Below are 18378 nucleotides of genomic sequence, written 5' to 3' on the forward strand. Positions count from 1 at the left end.
CCGGGTCCTCGACCGCCTTGTCCAGGCAGACCGTGACGCCGCCGACGGCCGTGGAGAGTGTCTTGACCGCGTTGAAGTCGACCATCATGAAGTGGCCGACACGTCACCCGCACCTCCACCAGCAACCCGGCCTCGCGCGCGGCGTTCGGCGAGCCGCTTGTCGTCCGGGCGAGTCGTGGCAGGGGGGTTGAGGACGCGGGAAACGGACAATACGCCCTGGAACCGGTCCGCAACTTCCCCCGCGCCCGGGGGCAGTGTGGGGGGGTGAGGGGGGTGCCGTGGGGCCGCATCTTGCGGTAGATCGTTGTGCGGGAGATGCCCAGGCGTTGGGCTGCCAGCAGTTTGTTGCCGCCGGCCTCCAGCAGGGCCTGGACCAGGGTGTCGCGCTCCGATGCCTCCCAGGCGCTCGGCGAGTTGGCGGTCGGGGAGGACTGACGCGGGTCGTGCGGCGGATTCCGCTTCGGCGCAGGCAGTCGTGGTCGGTGTGGACCGGTGGGCCCGCTCCGCGCGGCACCCGACTCGGTCGACAGCGCGGTCAGGACGGGTTCACCTGCCGACGATGCTCCATGTGCCGTCGCCTGCCGCAGCGGCGTCGTTGAGGGCGGCCCACGCGGCGTCGTCGAGCTTGAAGGCGTCGTGGAAGTAGGCGGAGATCGCGTCGGCGACGAGGGCGACGCGGGCGGGGTCCTCGTCGGTGGTCTCGGCGACCGTCTCACCGGCGAGGCCGCCCAGGGTGTGCTCGCCCTCGGTGATGGTGAGCAGGCTCTTCGGGGACGGGCTGAGGTGGTAGGCGTCGGTGAACCACTCCGGTCCCCGGGTGGAAAGCTGGGACTGGTCCTTGCCGCCCGCGATGACCAGGGCCGGGGTGGTCATGGTGGAGTAGTCCGGCCTCATGAACGGAAGGTGTTCGGCAGCGAACGGGGTGAGCGTGTCGCCGGTTCCGGTCGCGGCGATCAGCGCGCCGGCCGAGACCGCGGGGTGGGAGAAGTCCTCTCCGGAGATGCCGTCGGCGTCGAGCACGCGCGCGCCCAGGATCGCGCCGGCGGTCTGGGCGCCCCAGGAGTGGCCGACGACCGCGATGCGCTCATGGTCGGCACGGGCCTCCAGGCCGCCGGCCTGGCGAAGGATGTCACCGAGGCCGTCGAGGACCGCGTGGAGGTCGGAGATCCGGACGCGCCAGATGGTGGCGAAGCGCGGGTCGTCCCACCCGATGCCGTTGCGGCGGGAGTCCAGGTGGGTGGGCTGCACGACGATGAAGCCGGCGGCTGCCCACCGGTCGGCGAGGGGTTCGTATCCGTCCAGGGACCATGCGTTGCCATGGGAGAACACGATGACGGGAAGGTTGTGGCCCGACAGCGGGGCGGTGACCTTCACCTGGAGGTCGCCACCGCGGCCGGGCGCGGGAACGGTGATGGGCTTGACCGCGACGATCCGCTGGTCGGGGTGACTGGAAGACATGGGGGGTCCTGCGCTTTCTCCATGGGATCGCTCTGCCATACTTTGGCGGAGCACCGTTCCGCCAATCTAGCGGAACATTGTTCCGCGAGCAAAGGGAAAGTCTCATGCCCGAATCGGGCGGGGTACGTCAAGCACAGGCACAGCGCACCCGCAGCGGCGTGCTGGCGGCCGCATCGGCGGTCTTCGTGGCCCAGGGCGTCCAAGCTCCCATCCGTGACATCGCCGAACGCGCCGGCGTCGGCGTCGGCACGATCTACCGGAACTTCCCGACCCGGGCGGACCTCGTCACCGCCGTCTACCGGCACCAGATCGACACCTGCACCGCACTCGCGCCCAAGCTCCTGGAGGACTCGGCCTCCCCGTTCACCGCCCTGACCCGCTGGGCGGACGCGTTCGTGGAGTTCCTGGTGACCAAGCACGGCCTCGGTGCCGCCCTGGGGTCCGGCGATCCAGGGCTGGAGAACCTCCACGCCCTCATGCTCGACACCCTGGTCCCGGCCTGCGCAACGCTGCTCGACGCCTGCATCGCCGCCGACGAACTCAGCCCCGGCTTCACCGCCTACACACTCATGCGCGCCATCGGGAACCTCTGCATCACCGGCCCCGACTACGACCAGGCCGATGCCAAGCACATGGTCGCAACCCTCCTCCTCGGATGCCGCAAGGCATAGCGACAGGACCCGGCCGGCCGCCCCGCCGTCGACACCGACACCGCCGGCGGCGGCGGCTGCACGCGGACTGCTTGCCGCTGCACCGGCCGCCAACAAACCGACCATGCCTGCTACTTCGACAGCTGGACGGCGGCGTACCTAAAGTGCCCCCATGATCGATCATTGGAACACCGACCGAGTCCATCACTTCCGCACCGAGGCGGCTTCCCGTGAACTGCCGACGGAGGAGGTGGAGGAGTGGTTGAAGACCATCAAGCCTGCGGTCTTCTGGACGTACAAGGGTGACGGGCCCGTCGCTGCGCGGTTGGGCGGCGACGCGCTGCTGCCCGAAGAAGCGCCGACCCCGACCGCCCCCCTCGCCGCCACCATCGACTGCTCACTGCTGCCGTCGGACACCGGGCTCCCCTTGCCCGCCGACGGCCACCTGCTGTTCTTCGCCCAGCCGAACATAAGCTTCCACGGCTTGAAGGACGACATCGTGCGTTACATCCCCGCCGGCACTCGGACGACCGCCCGTCCTGCCGACTCCTGGTACGACGCGTACCCGTCGCATGACCTGCGCATGGCGTGGTTCGGTTCCTCCACACCGGACACGGATACTTACGCCTCGGCGAAGTGGGGCGACGACCTGGACGAGGAGGAGCTCGACCGCGTCACGCAACTCGTGGAAGAGATGGACGACGCCTGGACGAGCGTCGGCGGCCTGTGGCCCATGTGGACCTTCGCGCTCGGCGGCAACACGATCGCCCTGAACTACGACCCGCTGCAGAGCGTCCGGGAGGACGAGCCGGAGGACGCCGAGGACTGGGTGCTGCTGGCCACCTGGCGCTGCGACGAGGAGATCAAGGAACTGGACCAGGGCATCATGAGCTGGCTGATCCGCCGCAAGGACCTGGCCTCTCTCCGCTTCGACCGCGCCTATTTCTGGGTCGACATGTGACATCGCGGCAACGCGCCCGAGGTGCGGCTCGTGCGAAGGTGCCCGAGGAGGACGCGTTCCGCCCCGGTCCGGAACCGACGCACCGGGGCCCCATGGGGGCCCGGCCCCAGGCCTGGAAGCGCCGGCGTCTGTCGGAGCTCGGCTTCGGCGTCCCGGACCGGCTGCGTCTGGTCCCCGTGGACTTCGAGGCGGACGAGTCCTGGTGGGACCGGCCCGCGAAGCCGGTTTCGACGGCCCCCGGCATGTGTCGGCGGGCATGCTCGACGAGCCCTGCTTCGCGGGCCGGACGGATGGCCTGGGCACCTCGGGCGGAGAAGAGTTCCTGGTGGCGCACGTCTCGTAGGGCGGGGCTCCTGGGGGAGGCGGCTACTTCATCTTCTCCGCGAAGAGCGGGACGACCTTGTCGATGGCGTAGCCGGTGGACAGGATCGAGTCGGTGGCGAACGCCGAGCTGACGACCTCGTCGTCGAAGACGAGGGAGTGTCCGGCCTTCACCGACGGGATCGCCTTGTACAGCGGGTCGTTGCTGATGTCGGTGGCCGGGATGCCGATGGGGGCCATGACCGTCAGGTCGGCGTCGAGGAGGTCGAGGTTCTCCTTGGACACGGAGATCGAGAAGCCGTCGCCCGCCTTGGCCTCGACGGCCGGGTTGTTCTTGAAACCGAGGCGCTCGACGAAGTCGACGCGGCCGGTGCCGGAGACGTAAGCGCCGTAGCCCTCGGAGGTGCGGGAGCCGAGCGTGACCGTGCTGCCCTTGAACTCGGGGTGCGCCTTCGCGGCGGCGGCGAACTTGGTCTCGGTCTGTGCGATCAGCTTCTTCCCCTTCTCGGGGACGCCCATGGCTGCGGCGACCATCTGGGTCTGCTTCTCCCACGAGACCTTGTACTGGTCTCCGCCCTTCGGCACGCCCACGGTCGGGGCGATCTTGCTCAGGGTGTCGTAACGCGTCTTGTCCCCGCTGGACTTGGTGTCGAGGATCAGGTCGGGCTGGAGGGAGGCGATCTTCTCGTACTCGGGCTCCAGCGTGCCGATCATCTGCGGGCTCTTGTCGTACATGCCCTTGGCCCACGGTCCGACGCCCTCGCCGCCGAAGGCCAGCCAGTCGCTCGCTCCGACGGGCTGCCCGCCGAGCGCGAGGACCGTCTCGGCGTCGCCCCAGCCGAGCGCGAGGATGCGCTCGGGTGCCTTGTCGACGGTGATCTCGCCGAACTTCGTCGCGACCTTCGCGGGGAAGGCGCCCTCGGCCGCCCCGCCCGAGGAGGAGGCGGAGTCGGAGCCTGTGTCCTCGTCGGAGGAGCCGCAGGCGGCGAGGCCGACCAGGAGGGCCGCGACGACGCCGGCCATCAGAGCCGGGGTGCGGCGGGTTCGGCGGGGGCGGCGGGGGCGGCGGGGGCGGCGGGTCCAGCGGGAACATGGAGCGGAATCGTTCATGGCGATTAGGCTAGCCTAACCTTATGGATGATCATGGCGCGGGGCTGGCCGAAGGGCCCCGTACGTGGTGGCGGCCCAGCGGTACGACCATCGGAGTGGCCGACGCCGGATCCTCCATCACCGAGCAGCGCATGCCGAACACTTCGCTGACCAGGGACTCCGTCACGATGTCGGAGGGCCGGCCCTCCGCGACGATCCGGCCGTCCTTCATGGCGATCATGTGGTCCGCGTAGCGGCAGGCCAGATTCAGGTCGTGCAGCACCGCCACCATGGTGACGCCGTGTTCGTGGTTGAGGTCGGTCAGCAGGTCCAGGACGTCCAGCTGGTGGCTGGCGTCGAGGAAGGTCGTCGGCTCGTCCAGCAGCAGGATGTCCGTGCGCTGCGAGAGCGCCATCGCGATCCACACCCGCTGGCGCTGCCCGCCCGAGAGCTCGTCCACCGGGCGGTCGGCGAGCTCCAGGGTGCTGGTCGAGAGCAGTGCCTGGGCGACCGCCTCGTCGTCCTCGGGGCCCCAGCGCCGGAACCAGCCCTGGTGCGGGTAGCGGCCGCGCCCGACGAGGTCGGAGACCGTGATCCCCTCCGGTGCGGACGGGCTCTGCGGGAGAATGCCGAGCACGGCGGCGACCTCCTTCGTCGGCATCTCCTGGATGCTCCGGCCGTCCAGCAGAACGGCGCCGTCCGAGGGGGCGAGCAGCCGCGCCATCGCCCGCAGCAGGGTCGACTTGCCGCAGGCGTTGGGGCCGACGATGACCGTGATGCGGCCGGGCGGTACGCCGACCGTGAGGCCGGAGACGATCTCCCGGTCGCCGTAGCCGAGGCGGACGTCCTGGGCTCGAAGAGTGTGCTCAGCCACGACGCGGCCACGCCTTTCCTTGGTGTCGTACGTCTGTGGGTCAGCCACCGCTGCCCCCTCGGTTGGCGCGGGCCAGGAGCAGCAGCAGATACGGGGCGCCGATGATGCTGGTCACCGCGCCCACCGGCAGCTGGACCGAGGGCAGCGCGTGCTGGGCGGCGAAGTCGGCGACCAGGACGACCAGGGCACCGGTCAGCGCCGCGTGCGGCAGTGCGGCGCCCCGGCCGGGGACCAGACGGCGGGCGATCGGCGCGGAGACGAAGGCCACGAAGCCGACCGGGCCCGCCGCCGCGGTCGCGACTCCGGCGAGTGCGGTCGCGCAGCCGAGCAGGGCGAGCCGGCCGGGTTCGACACGGGCGCCGAGGCCGGCCGCCGCGTCGTCGCCGAGCTGGAGGGGGCCCAGGGTGCGGGAGGCGAGGACGGTGAGCGGCACCAGCACGGCGAGGGCGCTCAGCAGGGGCCACGCCTGGCTCCAGGAGCGGCCGTTGAGGGTGCCGGCCAGCCAGAGGTAGGCCTCCTGCGCGTCGGCGGTGTCCGAGCGGGCCATCACGTACCAGACGACGCTGCTCAGCCCGGTGCCGAAGCCCACCCCGACCAGCACGAGGCGCTGGCCGACGACGCCCTGGCGCCAGGCGAGCAGATAGATGGCAGCGCCCGCCGCCAGCGACCCGGCCAGCGCGCTGCCGGACAGGGCGAGGCCGCTGACCTGGAAGAGCAGCGACGCGGTGACGGCGACGGCACTCGCACCCGCGCTGATGCCGATGATGTCGGGGGCGGCCAGCGGATTGCGCAGGACGGACTGGAAGACGGCCCCGGAGAGCCCGAAGCCGATGCCGACCAGGAGCGCGAGCAGGGCGCGGGGCAGGCGGAGCTCCAGGACGACGAACTGCGAGCCGCCGTCGCCTCCGCCGAGCAGGGTGTCCACGACCTTGCCGAGCGGCATCACCATGTCGCCGACGCAGAGCGAGAGCGCGAACGCCGCCACCACGGCGACCAGCAGACCGGCCGCCACCAGCACGGAGCGCCGGCGTCCACGGTTGCGGACGCGTCTCACCGTGCGTACGGCGTCGGCGATGCGGGCGTCGCCGGTGCCTGTACCGGTGGACTTGTCCTGGAGGCGGGTCGCGGTCACAGTTCCACCTGCTTCCTGCGCCGGACGAGCCAGATGAAGGGGACGCAGCCGATCGCGGCGGTGACCACGCCCACCTGGACCTCTCCTGGCGGGGCGATGACCCTGCCGACGATGTCGGCGACGAGCAGCATGACCGGGGCGAGCACCATGCTGTACGGCAGCACCCAGCGGTAGTCGGGTCCTGTGATGAGCCGGGCCGCGTGCGGCACGGCGAGGCCGACGAAGCCGATCGGGCCGGCCACGACGGTGGCCGCTCCGCACAGCAGCACCACGGCGAGCGCCGAGACCAGCCGTGCGACACCGACCCGCTGGCCGAGGCCACGTGCCAGGTCGTCGCCGAGGGACAGGGCGTTGAGCTGCGGGCCGAGCAGCAGCGCGAGGACGGCTCCGGCCGCGATGAACGGGGACGCCTGCCACAGCACGTCCGTGTCCCGGGCGGTGAGCGCGCCGAGCTGCCAGAAGCGGTAGCGGTCGTAGCCCTCGCGGTCCTGGAGGAGGATCACGCTGGTCAGGGATGTGAGTACGGCGCTGGTCGCCGCGCCCGCCAGGGCGAGCTTCACCGGGGTGGCGCCCTCACGGCCGAGCGAGCCGACGCCGTACACGAGGAGGGCGGCGAGGAGCGCGCCGAGGAAGCCGAACCAGATGTACTGCGTGGCCAGGGTGAATCCGAAGAAGGTGATCGAGCACACCACGGCGACGGAGGCGCCCGCGTTGATGCCGAGGAGCTGGGGATCGGCGAGCGGGTTGCGGGCGACCCCCTGCATCACCGTGCCCGCGAGACCGAGGGCCGCACCGGCCAGCAGTCCGGCCACGGTGCGGGGTATGCGGACCTCCTGGACGATGAGCTGGCCCTTGACCCCGAGGTCCGGGTCGAAGACACCGTTCAGTACGTCGCCGAAGGCCACGTCTCCGGAGCCGATCGCGAGGCTCGCCAGGACCGTCAGCAGGAGAACGGCCAGGGCTGCGAGCAGCCCGAGGGCCAGCACGGGGCGGCTGCGCGTGCTGCGCCGCTCGGGGGTCCTGGCCTTCCGTTCCTGCGCTCCCTGGAGAACCGAGCCGCTCACAGCCGGTGCACCCGGGGCGGCGACATGCGGTTGCGCACTGTTCCTCACCCTTGCTTGTCGCCCCCGGGACGGGGCGCACCCGTGAGCATAAGTAAGGTTAGCCTAACAGTGTGCCAGGTCAGCGGTAGGCTGTGAGCCCCCACGAGGTACGGAGAACCCCTTGTCGAACGCCGCGCCCGTGGCCGCCACCGCCGACGTGCTCCCCTCCGGCGGCGACTCGCCGGCCGGGGCCGATCCGCTGGCCGGAGCGGTGCCGCTGCGGTCGGCGGATGAGCTGCGGGAGATTCTCGGGACGCCGTGGCCGATCGTCATCGACAAGGTCCACGACGAGCTCACCGAGGCGGACCTGGATCTCCTGGCCCGTGCGCCGTTCTGCGCCGTCTCGACCTCCGACGCCGAGGGCAACTGCGACACCTCTCCGCGCGGCGGGGCGCCGGGCTTCACCCACGTCCTGGACGCGCGGACGCTGGCCCTGCCCGATCTGCCGGGCAACCGGCGCGGCGACAGCTTCCACAACATCCTGTCCAACCCGCACGTCGGCCTGCTCTATCTGCTCCCCGGTGTGATGACCGTCCTGCGGATCAACGGCCGCGCCCGCGTCCTGACGGACGCGCCCTTCTTCGACGCGATGGCGGTGAAGGGCAAGCGCCCCGACCTGGCCCTGGTCGTGGAGATCGACGAGATCTATCTGCACTGCCCCGCGTCGCTGAAGCGCTCGGGCATGTGGGCCCCGGACACCTGGGAGAACGCGGCCGGGAAGGCCTGACCGGGGCGGCGTGCCCGCAGAAGCCGGGGCGGCCTGTCCCTCAGAAGCCGCCTCCGTCGAAGCCGCCGCCTCCCCCGAAACCACCGCCGTCGCCGAAGCCGCCGCCTCCGAAGCCGGAGGAGTCGAAGTCGGAGCCTGAGACGTCACCGCCGCCCCAGTCGCCGCCCGCGCCCCCGCCGAAGTCACCGCCGCCGTACTCCGCCGCGTACGCCGGGGTGGAGAGCATCGAGCCGAGCATGGTGCCGACCAGCAGTCCGGGGAGCAGACCGCCGCCGAAGTATCCGCCGGCCCAGGGGCCGTAGGCCGGGCCCGCCTCCCAGTAGGGGCGGCGCCGGCCGTCGCCGACGTCGACGGTACGGCTCATCGGGTCGTGTCCCTCGCGCAGCCTGACCTCGTCGGCGCCGCAGACCGGGACCTCACGGGCCGCGCCGCCGGACGGTGTCCACAGGACGTCCGCGACGGCCGGTCCATGACGCGGGTCGAAGAAGCAGGGCGGGCGGCGGGCCGGGAGCTCGCGGCCCTTCCGGCGGGCATCGAGGACGGCGAGGGAGAAGCGGCCGTCCTCCAGTGCCTTGGTGACCCCGCGTACGTCCGAGGGGTGGCGGGCGTTGCCCATGCGGGACTTGGCGTCCTCGTAGGAGTCGAGCGCGCGCTCGTAGTCGGTGCGCATCGCCTCGTCCGCGCCCTTCTCGGCCGGGTGGAAGTCCAGCCGGTCCAGGGTTTCGCCGTACGCGGTGATGTCCTCGTCGACCACGACCCTGAGCTTCTCCAGGGACGCCTGCTCTTCCTCCTCCTTGCGCTTCCTGCCGCGCCGGGCGACCGCCAGGGCGGTGCCTCCGCCGAGCAGGACCACGCCTCCGAGGACGATCAGGCCGGCCACCGGCGCGCCGTTGCGGCCGCCGCCGTCGTCCGCCCCGCCGCCGGACCAGGAGGCGGGGGCGCTGCCCTTGGCCTGTTCGACGGCGCGGTCGACGAAGGCGTTGAGCTGGGTCGCCGCGTTGTCGCCCGTGCCGGGTGCCTTCACCGCCGTGGTGAGGTTCTCGACGGCCCGGGTCGGCATCACCTGCGGGTCGGCGCCCGCGTCGAAGCCGTCGCCGAGGCGGACCGCGTAGACGCCGGTGACTCCGGTGTCGGTGCGCAGATTCTGCAGGAGGTTGTCGGGCGGGTACTCGGACGTCGCGGGCAGCACGGCCACGAAGACCGGCTTGTCGGCGTCCTTGATCTTCTTCTCCAGGGCGGCCTCCTGCGAGGCCGAGAGCTGACCTGACGCCGCCGGGTCGACGTACACGGGGTCCTGGCGCAGGGCGCGGGCCGCGTCGTCGACGGAGGACGGGGCGGCCTGGGCAGCGGGGGTCATCGCCAGCACCGCCGCCGAGAGGATCAGCAGCAGACAGGCCCACAGGGGAGCGAACAGCCTCTTCCTCATACTCCGAAAGTAACCCGGCCGGGCGACAAACGCGTCGCCCGGCCTGGGTCACGCACATGCTGTTACACGGGGCGGCCCTCCTGGGGGGCGGCGTCCCGGGTGAGGCGGATCGTGTCGCGGTACCACTTCGCGCTGTCCTTGAGTGTCCGCTCCTGGGTGTCGTAGTCGACGCGCACGATGCCGAACCGCTTGTCGTAGCCGTAGGCCCATTCGAAGTTGTCCATCAGCGACCAGGCGAAGTAGCCACGGACATCGGCGCCCTGCGAGCGGGCCTCGGACGTGGCCGCGATGTGGTCGGCGAGGTAGGCGGTGCGGTCGGTGTCGGGGACGGACCCGTCGGCGGCGACGGTGTCGTCGAAGGCGGCCCCGTTCTCCGTGATGACGGTCGGCAGCGCGTAGTCGCGCTGGATCCGCAGCAGCAGCGCGGTGAGCTCGGCCGGGGTGATCTCCCAGTCCATGGCGGTCCTGGGCAGGTCCCGCTCCACACCGCGTACGACGGGCAGGCCGTCGGTGTCGGTCGGCGAACCGTCCTCGGTGACTCCGGAGAACAGGGCGCCCCGGTAGAAGTTGACGCCGAGGACGTCCAGCGGGGTGGCGATGGCTGCCAGGTCTCCGTCCTGCACCGGCAGTGCGATGCCTTGGGCTGCGAGGTCGTCGACGACGTCCTGCGGGTATCTGCCGTGGACGATCGGGTCGAGATAGAGGCGGGTGCCCATGCCGTCGGCGCGGCGGCAGGCCTCCCGATCGGCCTCGCTGTCGGTCTCCGGGGTCGCTGTGCCGAGGTTGAGGGTGATGCCGAGCTCCAGCGGGCTGCTGCCCGCCGCCTCACGCATCTGCCGGGCGGCGATTCCGTGGCCCAGGAGCAGGTGGTGGACGGCGCCCATGGCGTCGCCCAGGTCGGTGCGGCCGGGCGCGTGCGCCCCGTAGGCGTAACCGAGCATCGCCGAGCACCACGGTTCGTTCAGGGTCGTCCAGTGCTCGACCCGGTCGCCGAGTGCCTCGTAGGCGAGCATGGCGTAGTCCGCGAAGCGGTGTGCGGTGTCGCGGGCCGGCCAGCCGCCCGCGTCCTCGAGCTCCTGGGGCAGGTCCCAGTGGTACAGGGTGATCCAGGGGGCGACGCCCCTGTCCTGGAGCTCGTCGACCAGCCGCTTGTAGAAGTCCAGGCCCTTGGCGTTGCCCGGGCCCCGGCCGCCCGGCTGGATGCGCGGCCAGGCGAGCGAGAAGCGGTAGGTGTCGACCCCGAGGCCCGCGATCAGCTCCACGTCCTGGGGCATCCGGTGGTAGTGGTCGCAGGCGACATCGCCATGCTCCGCGTTGTGCACGGCGCCCGGGACCCGGCAGAAGGTGTCCCAGATGGACGGGGTGCGGCCGTCCTCCAGGGCGGCGCCCTCGATCTGGTACGAGGAAGTGGCCACGCCCCAGCGGAAGTCGGCAGGGAGTCCCTGGACGGCGGCGGGCTGCAGGCTGCTGCGGGGCGTGACGAGGTTCATGGGTCTCCGTAACTCCGGGTTTCCTGTGGGGCGGTGGCAAGGTCTTGATCGGTCAGTGGTGGTGCAGCCAGCAGGCGACCTCGCGGTCCTCTCCCGCCTCCGGCGCGGCGAGGACCGGCACCCGCTCGGCGCACGGCTCGAAGGCCTTGCCGCAGCGGGGGTGGAAGGCACAGCCGGTGGGCATCGCCGAGAGGTGCGGGGGCGAGCCCGGGATGCCGGTGAGCTCGCGCCTGGGGCCGTGCAGCGCGGGGAAGGAGTGCAGCAGACCGTCGCTGTAGGGGTGGCGGGGGTCGCGGTAGATCTCGGCGGCGCCCGCCTGCTCCACGATCCGGCCGCCGTACATGATGGCGATGCGGTCGGAGAATTCGATCAGCAGGGAGATGTCGTGGGTGATGAACACGACGGAGAAGGAGAGCTGCTCCCTGAGCTGGACTAGCCTGCGCAGAATCTGACGCTGCATCACTACGTCGAGCGCGGTGGTGGGTTCGTCCATGATGACGATCTCGGGCTCCAGCGCGAGAGCCATCGCGATCATCACGCGCTGGCGCATGCCGCCGGACAGCTGGTGCGGGAAGGCGGCGAGCCGGTCGGACGAGATCCCGACCAGGCTGAGCAGTTCCTCCGCGCGGGCGGTGCGTTCGCCCTGGCGCATGTCGGGGCGATGCGCCTTGAGTACGTCGGTCAGCTGGCTGTGGACGGTGTGCACCGGGTTCAGCGAGTTCATCGCCCCCTGGAACACGATCGACAGCTCCTGCCAGCGGAAGGCGCGCAGCTCGTCCGGGGTGAGCGAGAGGATGTCGACGGGCCCTGCGCCCGGCCGGTGGTAGTGGACGTCACCGCCGGTGATCACCCCGGGCGGGGAGAGCAGCCGGGTGACGGCGTACGCCAGCGTGGATTTGCCCGATCCCGACTCCCCCGCGAGGCCGAGGACTTCACCGCGGTTCAGAGTGAGGTCGATGTCCCGCAGGGCGTGGACGCCGTTCGTGCCGGTGCCGTAGTCGACGTTCAGGCCGCTGATGGTGAGGATCGGCTCGGCGGTCATGCGCTGTGCTCCTTGCTGGGCTTTCCGGGCGTGCCCGGCGTCTCGGGCGTGCCGGGCGACTCAGGGGTGCCGGACGGCGTGGTGGTGCCCGTACGGGCGACGGGGGTGAAGCCGACCCGCATCTTGACCTTCCGCGAGGCGCCGGTCGCGGTGCGCAGCCGCGGGTTGACGAACTCGTCGATGCCGAAGTTGATCAGCGCGAGCGCGGTGCCCAGCAGGGCGATGCACAGGCCGGCTGGGACGAACCACCACCAGGCGCCCTGGGCCAGTGCCTGGTTGGACTGGGCCCAGAAGAGCACGGTGCCCCAGTTCCAGTGGGAGATGTCGGCGACACCGATGAAGGCGAGCGTGATCTCCGAGAGGACGGCGAAGATGACGGTGCCGACGAAGCCGGACGCGATGACGGCCGTGAGGTTCGGCATGACCTCGAAGAGGATGATGCGCCAGGTCGACTCGCCGGTGGCGCGGGCCGCCTCCACGTAGTCGCGCCGCCTGAGGGACAGCGTCTGGGCGCGCAGGACGCGGGCGCCCCAGGCCCAGGAGGTGAGAGCGATGACGGCGGCGATCAGCAGGTCCGTGGTGTCGTCGACGAAGCTCGCGATGATGATGATCAGCGGCAGTCCCGGGATGACCAGGAAGACGTTGGAGAGCATGGACAGGAGCTCGTCGGCGGCTCCGCCGAGGAATCCGGCGCTGACCCCGATGACCACGGACAGCACGGTCGCGATGACACCGGCGATGAAACCGACCAGGAGCACGCCCCGGGTCCCGACGAGGATCTGGGAGAGGACGTCCTGCCCGGTGTGGGTGGTGCCGAACCAGTGGTCGCCGGACGGCGGTTGCAGCAGCTGATCGCTCATCGCGTCGGGGTCGTACGGTGCGATCCAGGGGCCTATGACGGCGAGGACCAGGAAGAACGCGAGGATGAGCAGCCCGGTGCGGGTCTTCCCGCCCCGCAGGAAGCGAAGCCTGGCCCGGCCGGGCGCGGCGGGCGCGGGGACGTCGTCGAGGACGGCGGTGTCGGTGGCGGCGACGGACATACCTGTCATGCCTCCTTACGGGTACGGGGGTCCAGGAGGGCGTAGGCCATGTCGGCGAGCAGGTTCGCCGCGAGCACGGAGAGCGTGATGATCAGGAAGACGCCCTGCATGAGCGGGTAGTCCTTCGCGCCGACCGCCTGGAGGAGCCGGAAGCCGATGCCCGGATAGTTGAAGACCATCTCGACGAGCAGCGTGCCGCTCACGATGAAGCCGAGGGAGAGCGCGAAACCCGAGATGTTGGGCAGGACCGCGTTGCGGGCGGCGTAGGCGAACATCACGCGACGCTCGGAGAGCCCCTTGGCCTGCGCCACCATGACGTAGTCCTCGGAGGAGACGGTCACCATCATGTTCCGCATGCCGAGGATCCAGCCGGCGACGGCGCTGAGCACGATCGTCACCCCGGGCAGAATCCCGTGGTACAGGGCGCTGGAGATGAACGGCCAGTCGAAGGCCGGGACCAGGGAGCTGTCGTAGCCGCCCTCGAAGGGGAACAGCGGCCACTTCACCGCGAACAGCGCGATGGCGATGAGTCCGAGCCAGAAGTAGGGGACGGACGAGATGAAGGTGGTGACGGGGAGCAGCCCGTCCAGCCAGGACCCCCGCCGCCAGCCGCTGTAGACGCCGATGCCGGTGCCGAGCAGGAAGCTGATCAGGGTGGTGATCCCGACGAGCGCGAGCGTCCAGGGCAGCGCGTCGGAGAGCACCTCGCCCACCGGGGTCGGGAAGTAGGTGAAGGACATGCCCAGGTCACCGTCGAGCAGGCTCGACCAGTAGCTGGTGTACTGCGACCAGAGCGACTGGTTCTCGTCGAGCCCGAACAGCGCCTTCAGGGACGCGATGGCGCTGGTGTCGAGCTGGCCCTGGTATTTGCTCATCAGAGCTTCGACGGGGTCGCCGGGCATCAGGCGCGGGATCAGGAAGTTGATGGTGATCGCGGCCCACGCGGTGACGGCGTAGAAGGCGATGCGCTGGAGGATGTACTTCACTTCGCCCCCTCCTTCGCGGGCGCGCCCTCGGCCTGGGCGTCGTCGTACAGCCAGCAGGCAGCCCACTGCCCGTCGGCGAGGTCGAAGCGCGGCGGGAGCTCGGTGCGGCAGCGCTCCATCGCCTTGGGGCAGCGGGGGTGGAAGCGGCAGCCGGCCGGCGGGGTGATCAGGGACGGCGGCTCGCCGCTCCCGGTCTCCTCCTGGTCGGACTCGTCCGCGATCCGGTCCGGGTCGGGTGCGGAGGCGATCAGCAGCTGGGTGTAGGGGTGCGCGGGGTGCTGGGTGACCTGCTCGCTGTCGCCGCCCTCGACGATGCGGCCGGCGTACATCACCAGGGTGGTGTCGGCGAAGTAGCGTGCGGACGCGATGTCGTGGGTGATGTAGAGGATCGCGAGGCGGAGCCGCTCCTTGAGGTCGCGGAGCAGGTTGAGGACGCCGAGCCGGATCGACACGTCGAGCATCGAGACCGGTTCGTCGGCGAGCAGCACCTGAGGGTCGGCGCCGAGCGCGCGCGCTATCGCGACACGCTGGCGCTGCCCTCCCGACAGCTCGTGCGGGAACTTGTCCAGGAACTGATGAGGTGGAGTCAGCTGGACGCGTTCCAGCAGGGCCGCCAGATTCGTCTCCAGCTCCGCCTCCCCGCTCCCCGCCCGGCCGTGGATCTTCAGGGCGCGGGTCAGGTGGTAGCGCACGGTGTGCACCGGGTTGAGCGAGGCGAACGGGTCCTGGAAGATCAGCTGGACCTGTTTGACGTAGGTACGGAAGGACCGGCCACGCCCGGCCTTCACCGCCTTGCCGCCCAGCTGGATCTCGCCCGCGGTGAGCGGGTACAGCTGGGCGAGCAGCCGGGCGACGGTGGACTTCCCGGAACCCGACTCCCCCACCAGGGCCGTGACGGTGCCGCGCCTGAGCTTCAGCGAGACGTCGTCGACGGCGTGGACGGTGCGGCGTCTGCGGGCGACGAGGTCGCCCGAGGTGCGCCGTACGGGGAAGTGTTTGGTGACTCCGCGCGCTTCGAGCACCACGTCGGTCTCGGTGCGCACGTCTGCGGACTGTTCGGTGGTCATGGGCGGTTCTTCCCCGTACTTAGAGGGTCCGGCGATTGGGGGGTGGGAGAAGGAGCGGGGTTGGGTGCGTGCAGCTGCAAGGCGGAGGAGGGAGGCAACGCGGAGCGTTGTTGACTGACGACAACGCCGCAGATGTGCGTGCCCAACCCCGCGACGCCGCCCCCCAATCGCCGGACCCTCTCACTTGGCGGGCTTGAGGTTCAGCACGACTTCCAGGGCGTCGGGCTGGGTGTGCTGCGGGGCTGCGTACGGGTCTTCCTCGGTGGGCCAGCCCACCCAGTTCTTCGTGGAGTACTCGGCACCGATCGGGGCCGCGGCCGTCGGGATGACCGGCGCCTCCTCGACCATGATCTTCTGAAGCGTGTTCATGGCCTTGGTCCGCGCGGAGTCCTCCGTCGCGTTGGCGTACTCCTTCAGCGCGGCGGTGGCCTCGGGGCTCTTGAAGCGGCCGAAGTTGCCCAGCTGGGAGGTCTTGCCGACGGGCTGGAGGATCTCGCCGTCCATGATGTTCTGGTACATGTCGTAGGGCGTGGGGCCGCTGTTGGTCCAGTGCAGGGTGGCGTCGAAGTTACCGGTGGCCACGTCGGTGCCCCAGGCCTCGGCGGTCTGGGTCTTGACCTTGGCGTCGATGCCCAGCTGCTTGATGTTGTCCTTGATGATCGAGAGCCCGGTGATGTAGTCGTTCCAGCCGGCCGGGTCGGTGAAGGTCAGCTTCACCGGCTTGCCGCTCGGGTCCTTCAGCACACCGCCGCTGAGCTTGAAGCCCGCCTCGGCGAGGATCTTCTTGGCGCCGGCCACATCGGGCTCGGTGGTGGCGCTCTTGTACTCGGGCGCGAGGAAGGAGTCACCGGCGGGCAGCGGAATGCCGGTCGGGTTGGTGATCTCCGGGTAGAGGGTCGCCTCCGCCTGCACGTGGATGGCGTTACGGTCGACGACCATGGCCATCGCCTTGCGCAGGGCCGGGTTGTCGAACGGCTTGCGCGCGGTGTTGAACCACAGGCCGTGGACGCCGAGCCCGGAGGGGAACCAGAGCTTGTGGTTCTTCGGGTCCTTGGCGACGTACAGCTGCTTGTAGTTCGGCATGAAGACGAACGACCACTCGACCTTGCCGTTCGCCAGGGCCGTGGTCGCCGCGCTGTTGTCGTTGTACGCGGTGTAGCGCAGCTCCTTGACCTTGGTCTCGCCCTTCCAGTAGGTGGGCGTGGCGGTCAGGGTGGTGGTCTGCGGGGTGAAGGTCTTCAGCTTGTACGGTCCCGAGCCGACCGGGGTGCGGTTGGGCCAGGTCTCCGGGTTCTTGACCTTCTCCCAGATGTGCTTGGGCACCACGTACGTCGTGATGATCTTGTTCTGGTTGACGAACTGGGACTCCTTGAAGGTCAGCACGACCTTCTTGCCCTCGACCTTGATGCCGTCGTACGGAATGCCGTTGCCGTTGAGCGCGGGGTGCTTCTTGAGCAGCTCGAAGGTGAACGCGACGTCCTCGGCGGTGAGCGGCTTGCCGTCGGCCCACTTGGCGCGCTCGTCGAGCGTGAAGGTGAGCTTGGTGAAGTTGGACTCCCAGTCCCAGGCGGTCGCCAGCCACGGGTCGCCCTTGTCGGTGGGGCGGATCTGGTTGGTCATCACCAGCGGCTCGTAGATCATGAAGCGGTAGCCGAGGGTGGCGCCCGCCGAGGTCGCGAGGAACGGGTTGCTGTTGTTCGTCTGCGGCCCGTCGGGCTTGCCCAGGGTCAGCACACCGGAGGCACCGGCTCCACCGCCCCCCTTGTTGGCACCCGAGTTGGCGGACGAGCAGCCGGCGGCGAGCGCGACCACGGCTGTGGCGACTGAGAGCGCTCTCAGGGTGTGACGGCGACGTACGGACATGGCGACTCCAGGAGGACTGCGGGTCTGGGAGGACTGCGGGTCTGGGAGATTCTCGGGGATGCGGACGGGTGACCGGCGGGGCCGGGTCCGTTACGGCGCCGAGTGGCGCACGACCAGTTCGGTGGGCAGCACGACCGGTCCGTCCGGTACGGCGGTGCCGCCGAGGTGGGAGAGCAGCAGGCGGGCCGCAGCCTCGCCCATCTGCCGCGTGGGCTGGTGCACGGTGGTCAGCGGCGGTTCGGTGTGTTCGGCCATCGGGATGTCGTCGAAGCCGACCACCGCGATGTCATCGGGTACGCGGCGGCCCGCGGCCCGCAGGGCACGCAGGACCCCGGTCGCGGTGATGTCGTTGTGGGCGAAGACCGAGTCGAACTCCGTTCCCGCCGCGAGGTGTTCCTCCACGGCGAGCCGCCCACGGCGTTCGGTGAAGTCCCCGTGCACGACCAGCTCGGTGGGCAGGACCTGCACGAAGCCCGCGAGCCGTTCCTGTACGCAGCCGAAGTGTCCGGGACCGGTGACGACCATGGGTCTGGTGCGGCCGGCGGCCCGCAGATGGCGGGCGGCGGACGCGCCTCCCTCGTGATTGGTGGTCACGACGGAGGGGAATTCCGGGTGATGGCCCCTGTCGTCGATCAGGACGATCGGCAGACCGGACCGGTGGAGCGCGGTGAGCTGGTCGAGCGTGTTCTCCGGTTCGACGACGACGAGCCCGTCGAAGGCGCGCGCCGACACCTGGGTGGTGAAGCGCTCGACGGACTCCGCACCGCGGTTGCAGGTGAAGAGCAGCAGCCCGTAGTCGGCGGCCTCGACCGTGTCGACGACCCCCTGGAGCAGTTCGCCCATCCATGGCCAGGTGAGCGACGGCACCAGCATGCCGACCGTACGGCTGCTGCCGCGCGCCAGACCGACGGCCCCCGAGCTGGGGACGTAGCCGAGGTCCGCGATCACCCCACGGACCCGGGCGGCCGTCGAACCGTCCACCTCACCCTTGAAGTTGATGACCCGTGAGACGGTCGTCTTGCTGACGCCGGCCTCGCGGGCGACATCGGCGATGGTGACACGCAACGGGCCTCCAGGGACAAGGCAGGACAGGGCGGTGTGCCGAGGCTTCGGTACCGGTTCCGCAACCGGTACCGGAACCGGTACCGG

The 18378-nt window shown here is 70.4% G+C and carries 16 protein-coding genes and 3 pseudogenes; 4 read left to right on the forward strand and 15 right to left on the reverse strand.

From position 1 onward, the window contains the following. From AB0C75_RS23235 to AB0C75_RS23245, 3 genes and pseudogenes are all read right to left on the reverse strand, one after another. Positions 1–100: pseudogene (locus AB0C75_RS23235) on the reverse strand (LCP family protein); the annotation flags it as partial. Between the two features lie 196 nt (positions 101–296). Continuing rightward, positions 297–587: pseudogene (locus AB0C75_RS23240) on the reverse strand (helix-turn-helix domain-containing protein); the annotation flags it as partial. Beyond that, positions 547–1458 (reverse strand): chlorophyllase, encoded by a 912-nt coding sequence (locus AB0C75_RS23245; RefSeq protein WP_362893603.1) that lies wholly within the window; start codon positions 1456–1458, stop codon positions 547–549. The pseudogene AB0C75_RS23240 and the gene AB0C75_RS23245, both read right to left, overlap by 41 nt. Before the next feature lie 104 nt (positions 1459–1562). On the opposite strand from AB0C75_RS23245, the gene AB0C75_RS23250 reads away from it, so the two are divergent. The 3 genes and pseudogenes from AB0C75_RS23250 to AB0C75_RS23260 all read left to right on the forward strand — a co-directional run. Beyond that, positions 1563–2129, forward strand: coding sequence for a TetR/AcrR family transcriptional regulator (locus AB0C75_RS23250; protein ID WP_362893604.1), 567 nt, complete (start codon positions 1563–1565; stop codon positions 2127–2129). Between the two features lie 151 nt (positions 2130–2280). After that, on the forward strand, positions 2281–3069 hold the full coding sequence (locus AB0C75_RS23255; RefSeq protein ID WP_362893605.1) for a DUF1963 domain-containing protein: 789 nt from the start codon (positions 2281–2283) through the stop codon (positions 3067–3069). 107 nt (positions 3070–3176) lie between these two features. Beyond that, positions 3177–3412 (forward strand): annotated as a pseudogene (locus AB0C75_RS23260) (class I SAM-dependent methyltransferase); the annotation flags it as partial. Positions 3413–3435: 23 nt separating this feature from the next. Here AB0C75_RS23260 and AB0C75_RS23265 read toward each other — a convergent pair. The 4 genes from AB0C75_RS23265 to AB0C75_RS23280 all read right to left on the reverse strand — a co-directional run bounded on the left by AB0C75_RS23265 (position 3436) and on the right by AB0C75_RS23280 (position 7549). After that, positions 3436–4413, reverse strand: coding sequence for an iron-siderophore ABC transporter substrate-binding protein (locus AB0C75_RS23265; protein WP_362893724.1), 978 nt, complete (start codon positions 4411–4413; stop codon positions 3436–3438). A 118-nt stretch (positions 4414–4531) separates the two neighbouring features. Beyond that, positions 4532–5353, reverse strand: coding sequence for an ABC transporter ATP-binding protein (locus tag AB0C75_RS23270; RefSeq protein ID WP_362893725.1), 822 nt, complete (start codon positions 5351–5353; stop codon positions 4532–4534). A 40-nt stretch (positions 5354–5393) separates the two neighbouring features. Further along, complete coding sequence (locus AB0C75_RS23275; RefSeq protein WP_362893606.1) at positions 5394–6485, reverse strand: iron chelate uptake ABC transporter family permease subunit; 1092 nt, start codon at positions 6483–6485, stop codon at positions 5394–5396. Further along, positions 6482–7549 (reverse strand): iron ABC transporter permease, encoded by a 1068-nt coding sequence (locus tag AB0C75_RS23280; RefSeq protein ID WP_362893607.1) that lies wholly within the window; start codon positions 7547–7549, stop codon positions 6482–6484. Before AB0C75_RS23280 ends, AB0C75_RS23275 begins: the two co-directional genes overlap by 4 nt. Positions 7550–7745: 196 nt before the next feature. Between AB0C75_RS23280 and AB0C75_RS23285 the strand changes: the two genes are divergently transcribed. Continuing rightward, on the forward strand, positions 7746–8315 hold the full coding sequence (locus AB0C75_RS23285; protein WP_362893726.1) for an MSMEG_1061 family FMN-dependent PPOX-type flavoprotein: 570 nt from the start codon (positions 7746–7748) through the stop codon (positions 8313–8315). Between the two features lie 40 nt (positions 8316–8355). Here the strand turns inward: AB0C75_RS23285 and AB0C75_RS23290 are convergent, their stop codons facing one another. The 8 genes from AB0C75_RS23290 to AB0C75_RS23325 form a co-directional block, all read right to left on the reverse strand. Continuing rightward, positions 8356–9741, reverse strand: a complete 1386-nt coding sequence (locus AB0C75_RS23290; protein WP_362893608.1) for a hypothetical protein — start codon at positions 9739–9741, stop codon at positions 8356–8358. 62 nt (positions 9742–9803) lie between these two features. Beyond that, positions 9804–11231, reverse strand: a complete 1428-nt coding sequence (locus tag AB0C75_RS23295; protein ID WP_362893609.1) for a GH1 family beta-glucosidase — start codon at positions 11229–11231, stop codon at positions 9804–9806. Between the two features lie 52 nt (positions 11232–11283). Next, positions 11284–12273, reverse strand: a complete 990-nt coding sequence (locus tag AB0C75_RS23300) for an ABC transporter ATP-binding protein (RefSeq protein WP_362893610.1) — start codon at positions 12271–12273, stop codon at positions 11284–11286. Beyond that, positions 12270–13313, reverse strand: coding sequence for an ABC transporter permease (locus AB0C75_RS23305; protein ID WP_362893727.1), 1044 nt, complete (start codon positions 13311–13313; stop codon positions 12270–12272). The genes AB0C75_RS23300 and AB0C75_RS23305 overlap by 4 nt, the downstream gene beginning before the upstream one ends. A gap of 5 nt (positions 13314–13318) precedes the next feature. After that, positions 13319–14299 carry an ABC transporter permease gene (locus AB0C75_RS23310; RefSeq protein WP_362893611.1) on the reverse strand — a complete coding sequence of 327 codons (981 nt, stop codon included), beginning with the start codon at positions 14297–14299 and terminating at the stop codon, positions 13319–13321. Then, a complete protein-coding gene (locus AB0C75_RS23315) occupies positions 14296–15366 on the reverse strand; it encodes an ABC transporter ATP-binding protein (protein WP_362893612.1) in 1071 nt (356 codons plus the stop codon). The genes AB0C75_RS23310 and AB0C75_RS23315 overlap by 4 nt, the downstream gene beginning before the upstream one ends. 180 nt (positions 15367–15546) lie before the next feature. Next, positions 15547–17229 (reverse strand): ABC transporter substrate-binding protein, encoded by a 1683-nt coding sequence (locus AB0C75_RS23320; protein WP_362893613.1) that lies wholly within the window; start codon positions 17227–17229, stop codon positions 15547–15549. A gap of 90 nt (positions 17230–17319) precedes the next feature. Next, complete coding sequence (locus AB0C75_RS23325) at positions 17320–18294, reverse strand: LacI family DNA-binding transcriptional regulator (protein ID WP_362893614.1); 975 nt, start codon at positions 18292–18294, stop codon at positions 17320–17322. Positions 18295–18378: the final 84 nt, after the last annotated feature.

It is taken from the genome of Streptomyces sp. NPDC048565, assembly GCF_040650935.1.
GTDB lineage: Bacteria > Actinomycetota > Actinomycetes > Streptomycetales > Streptomycetaceae > Streptomyces.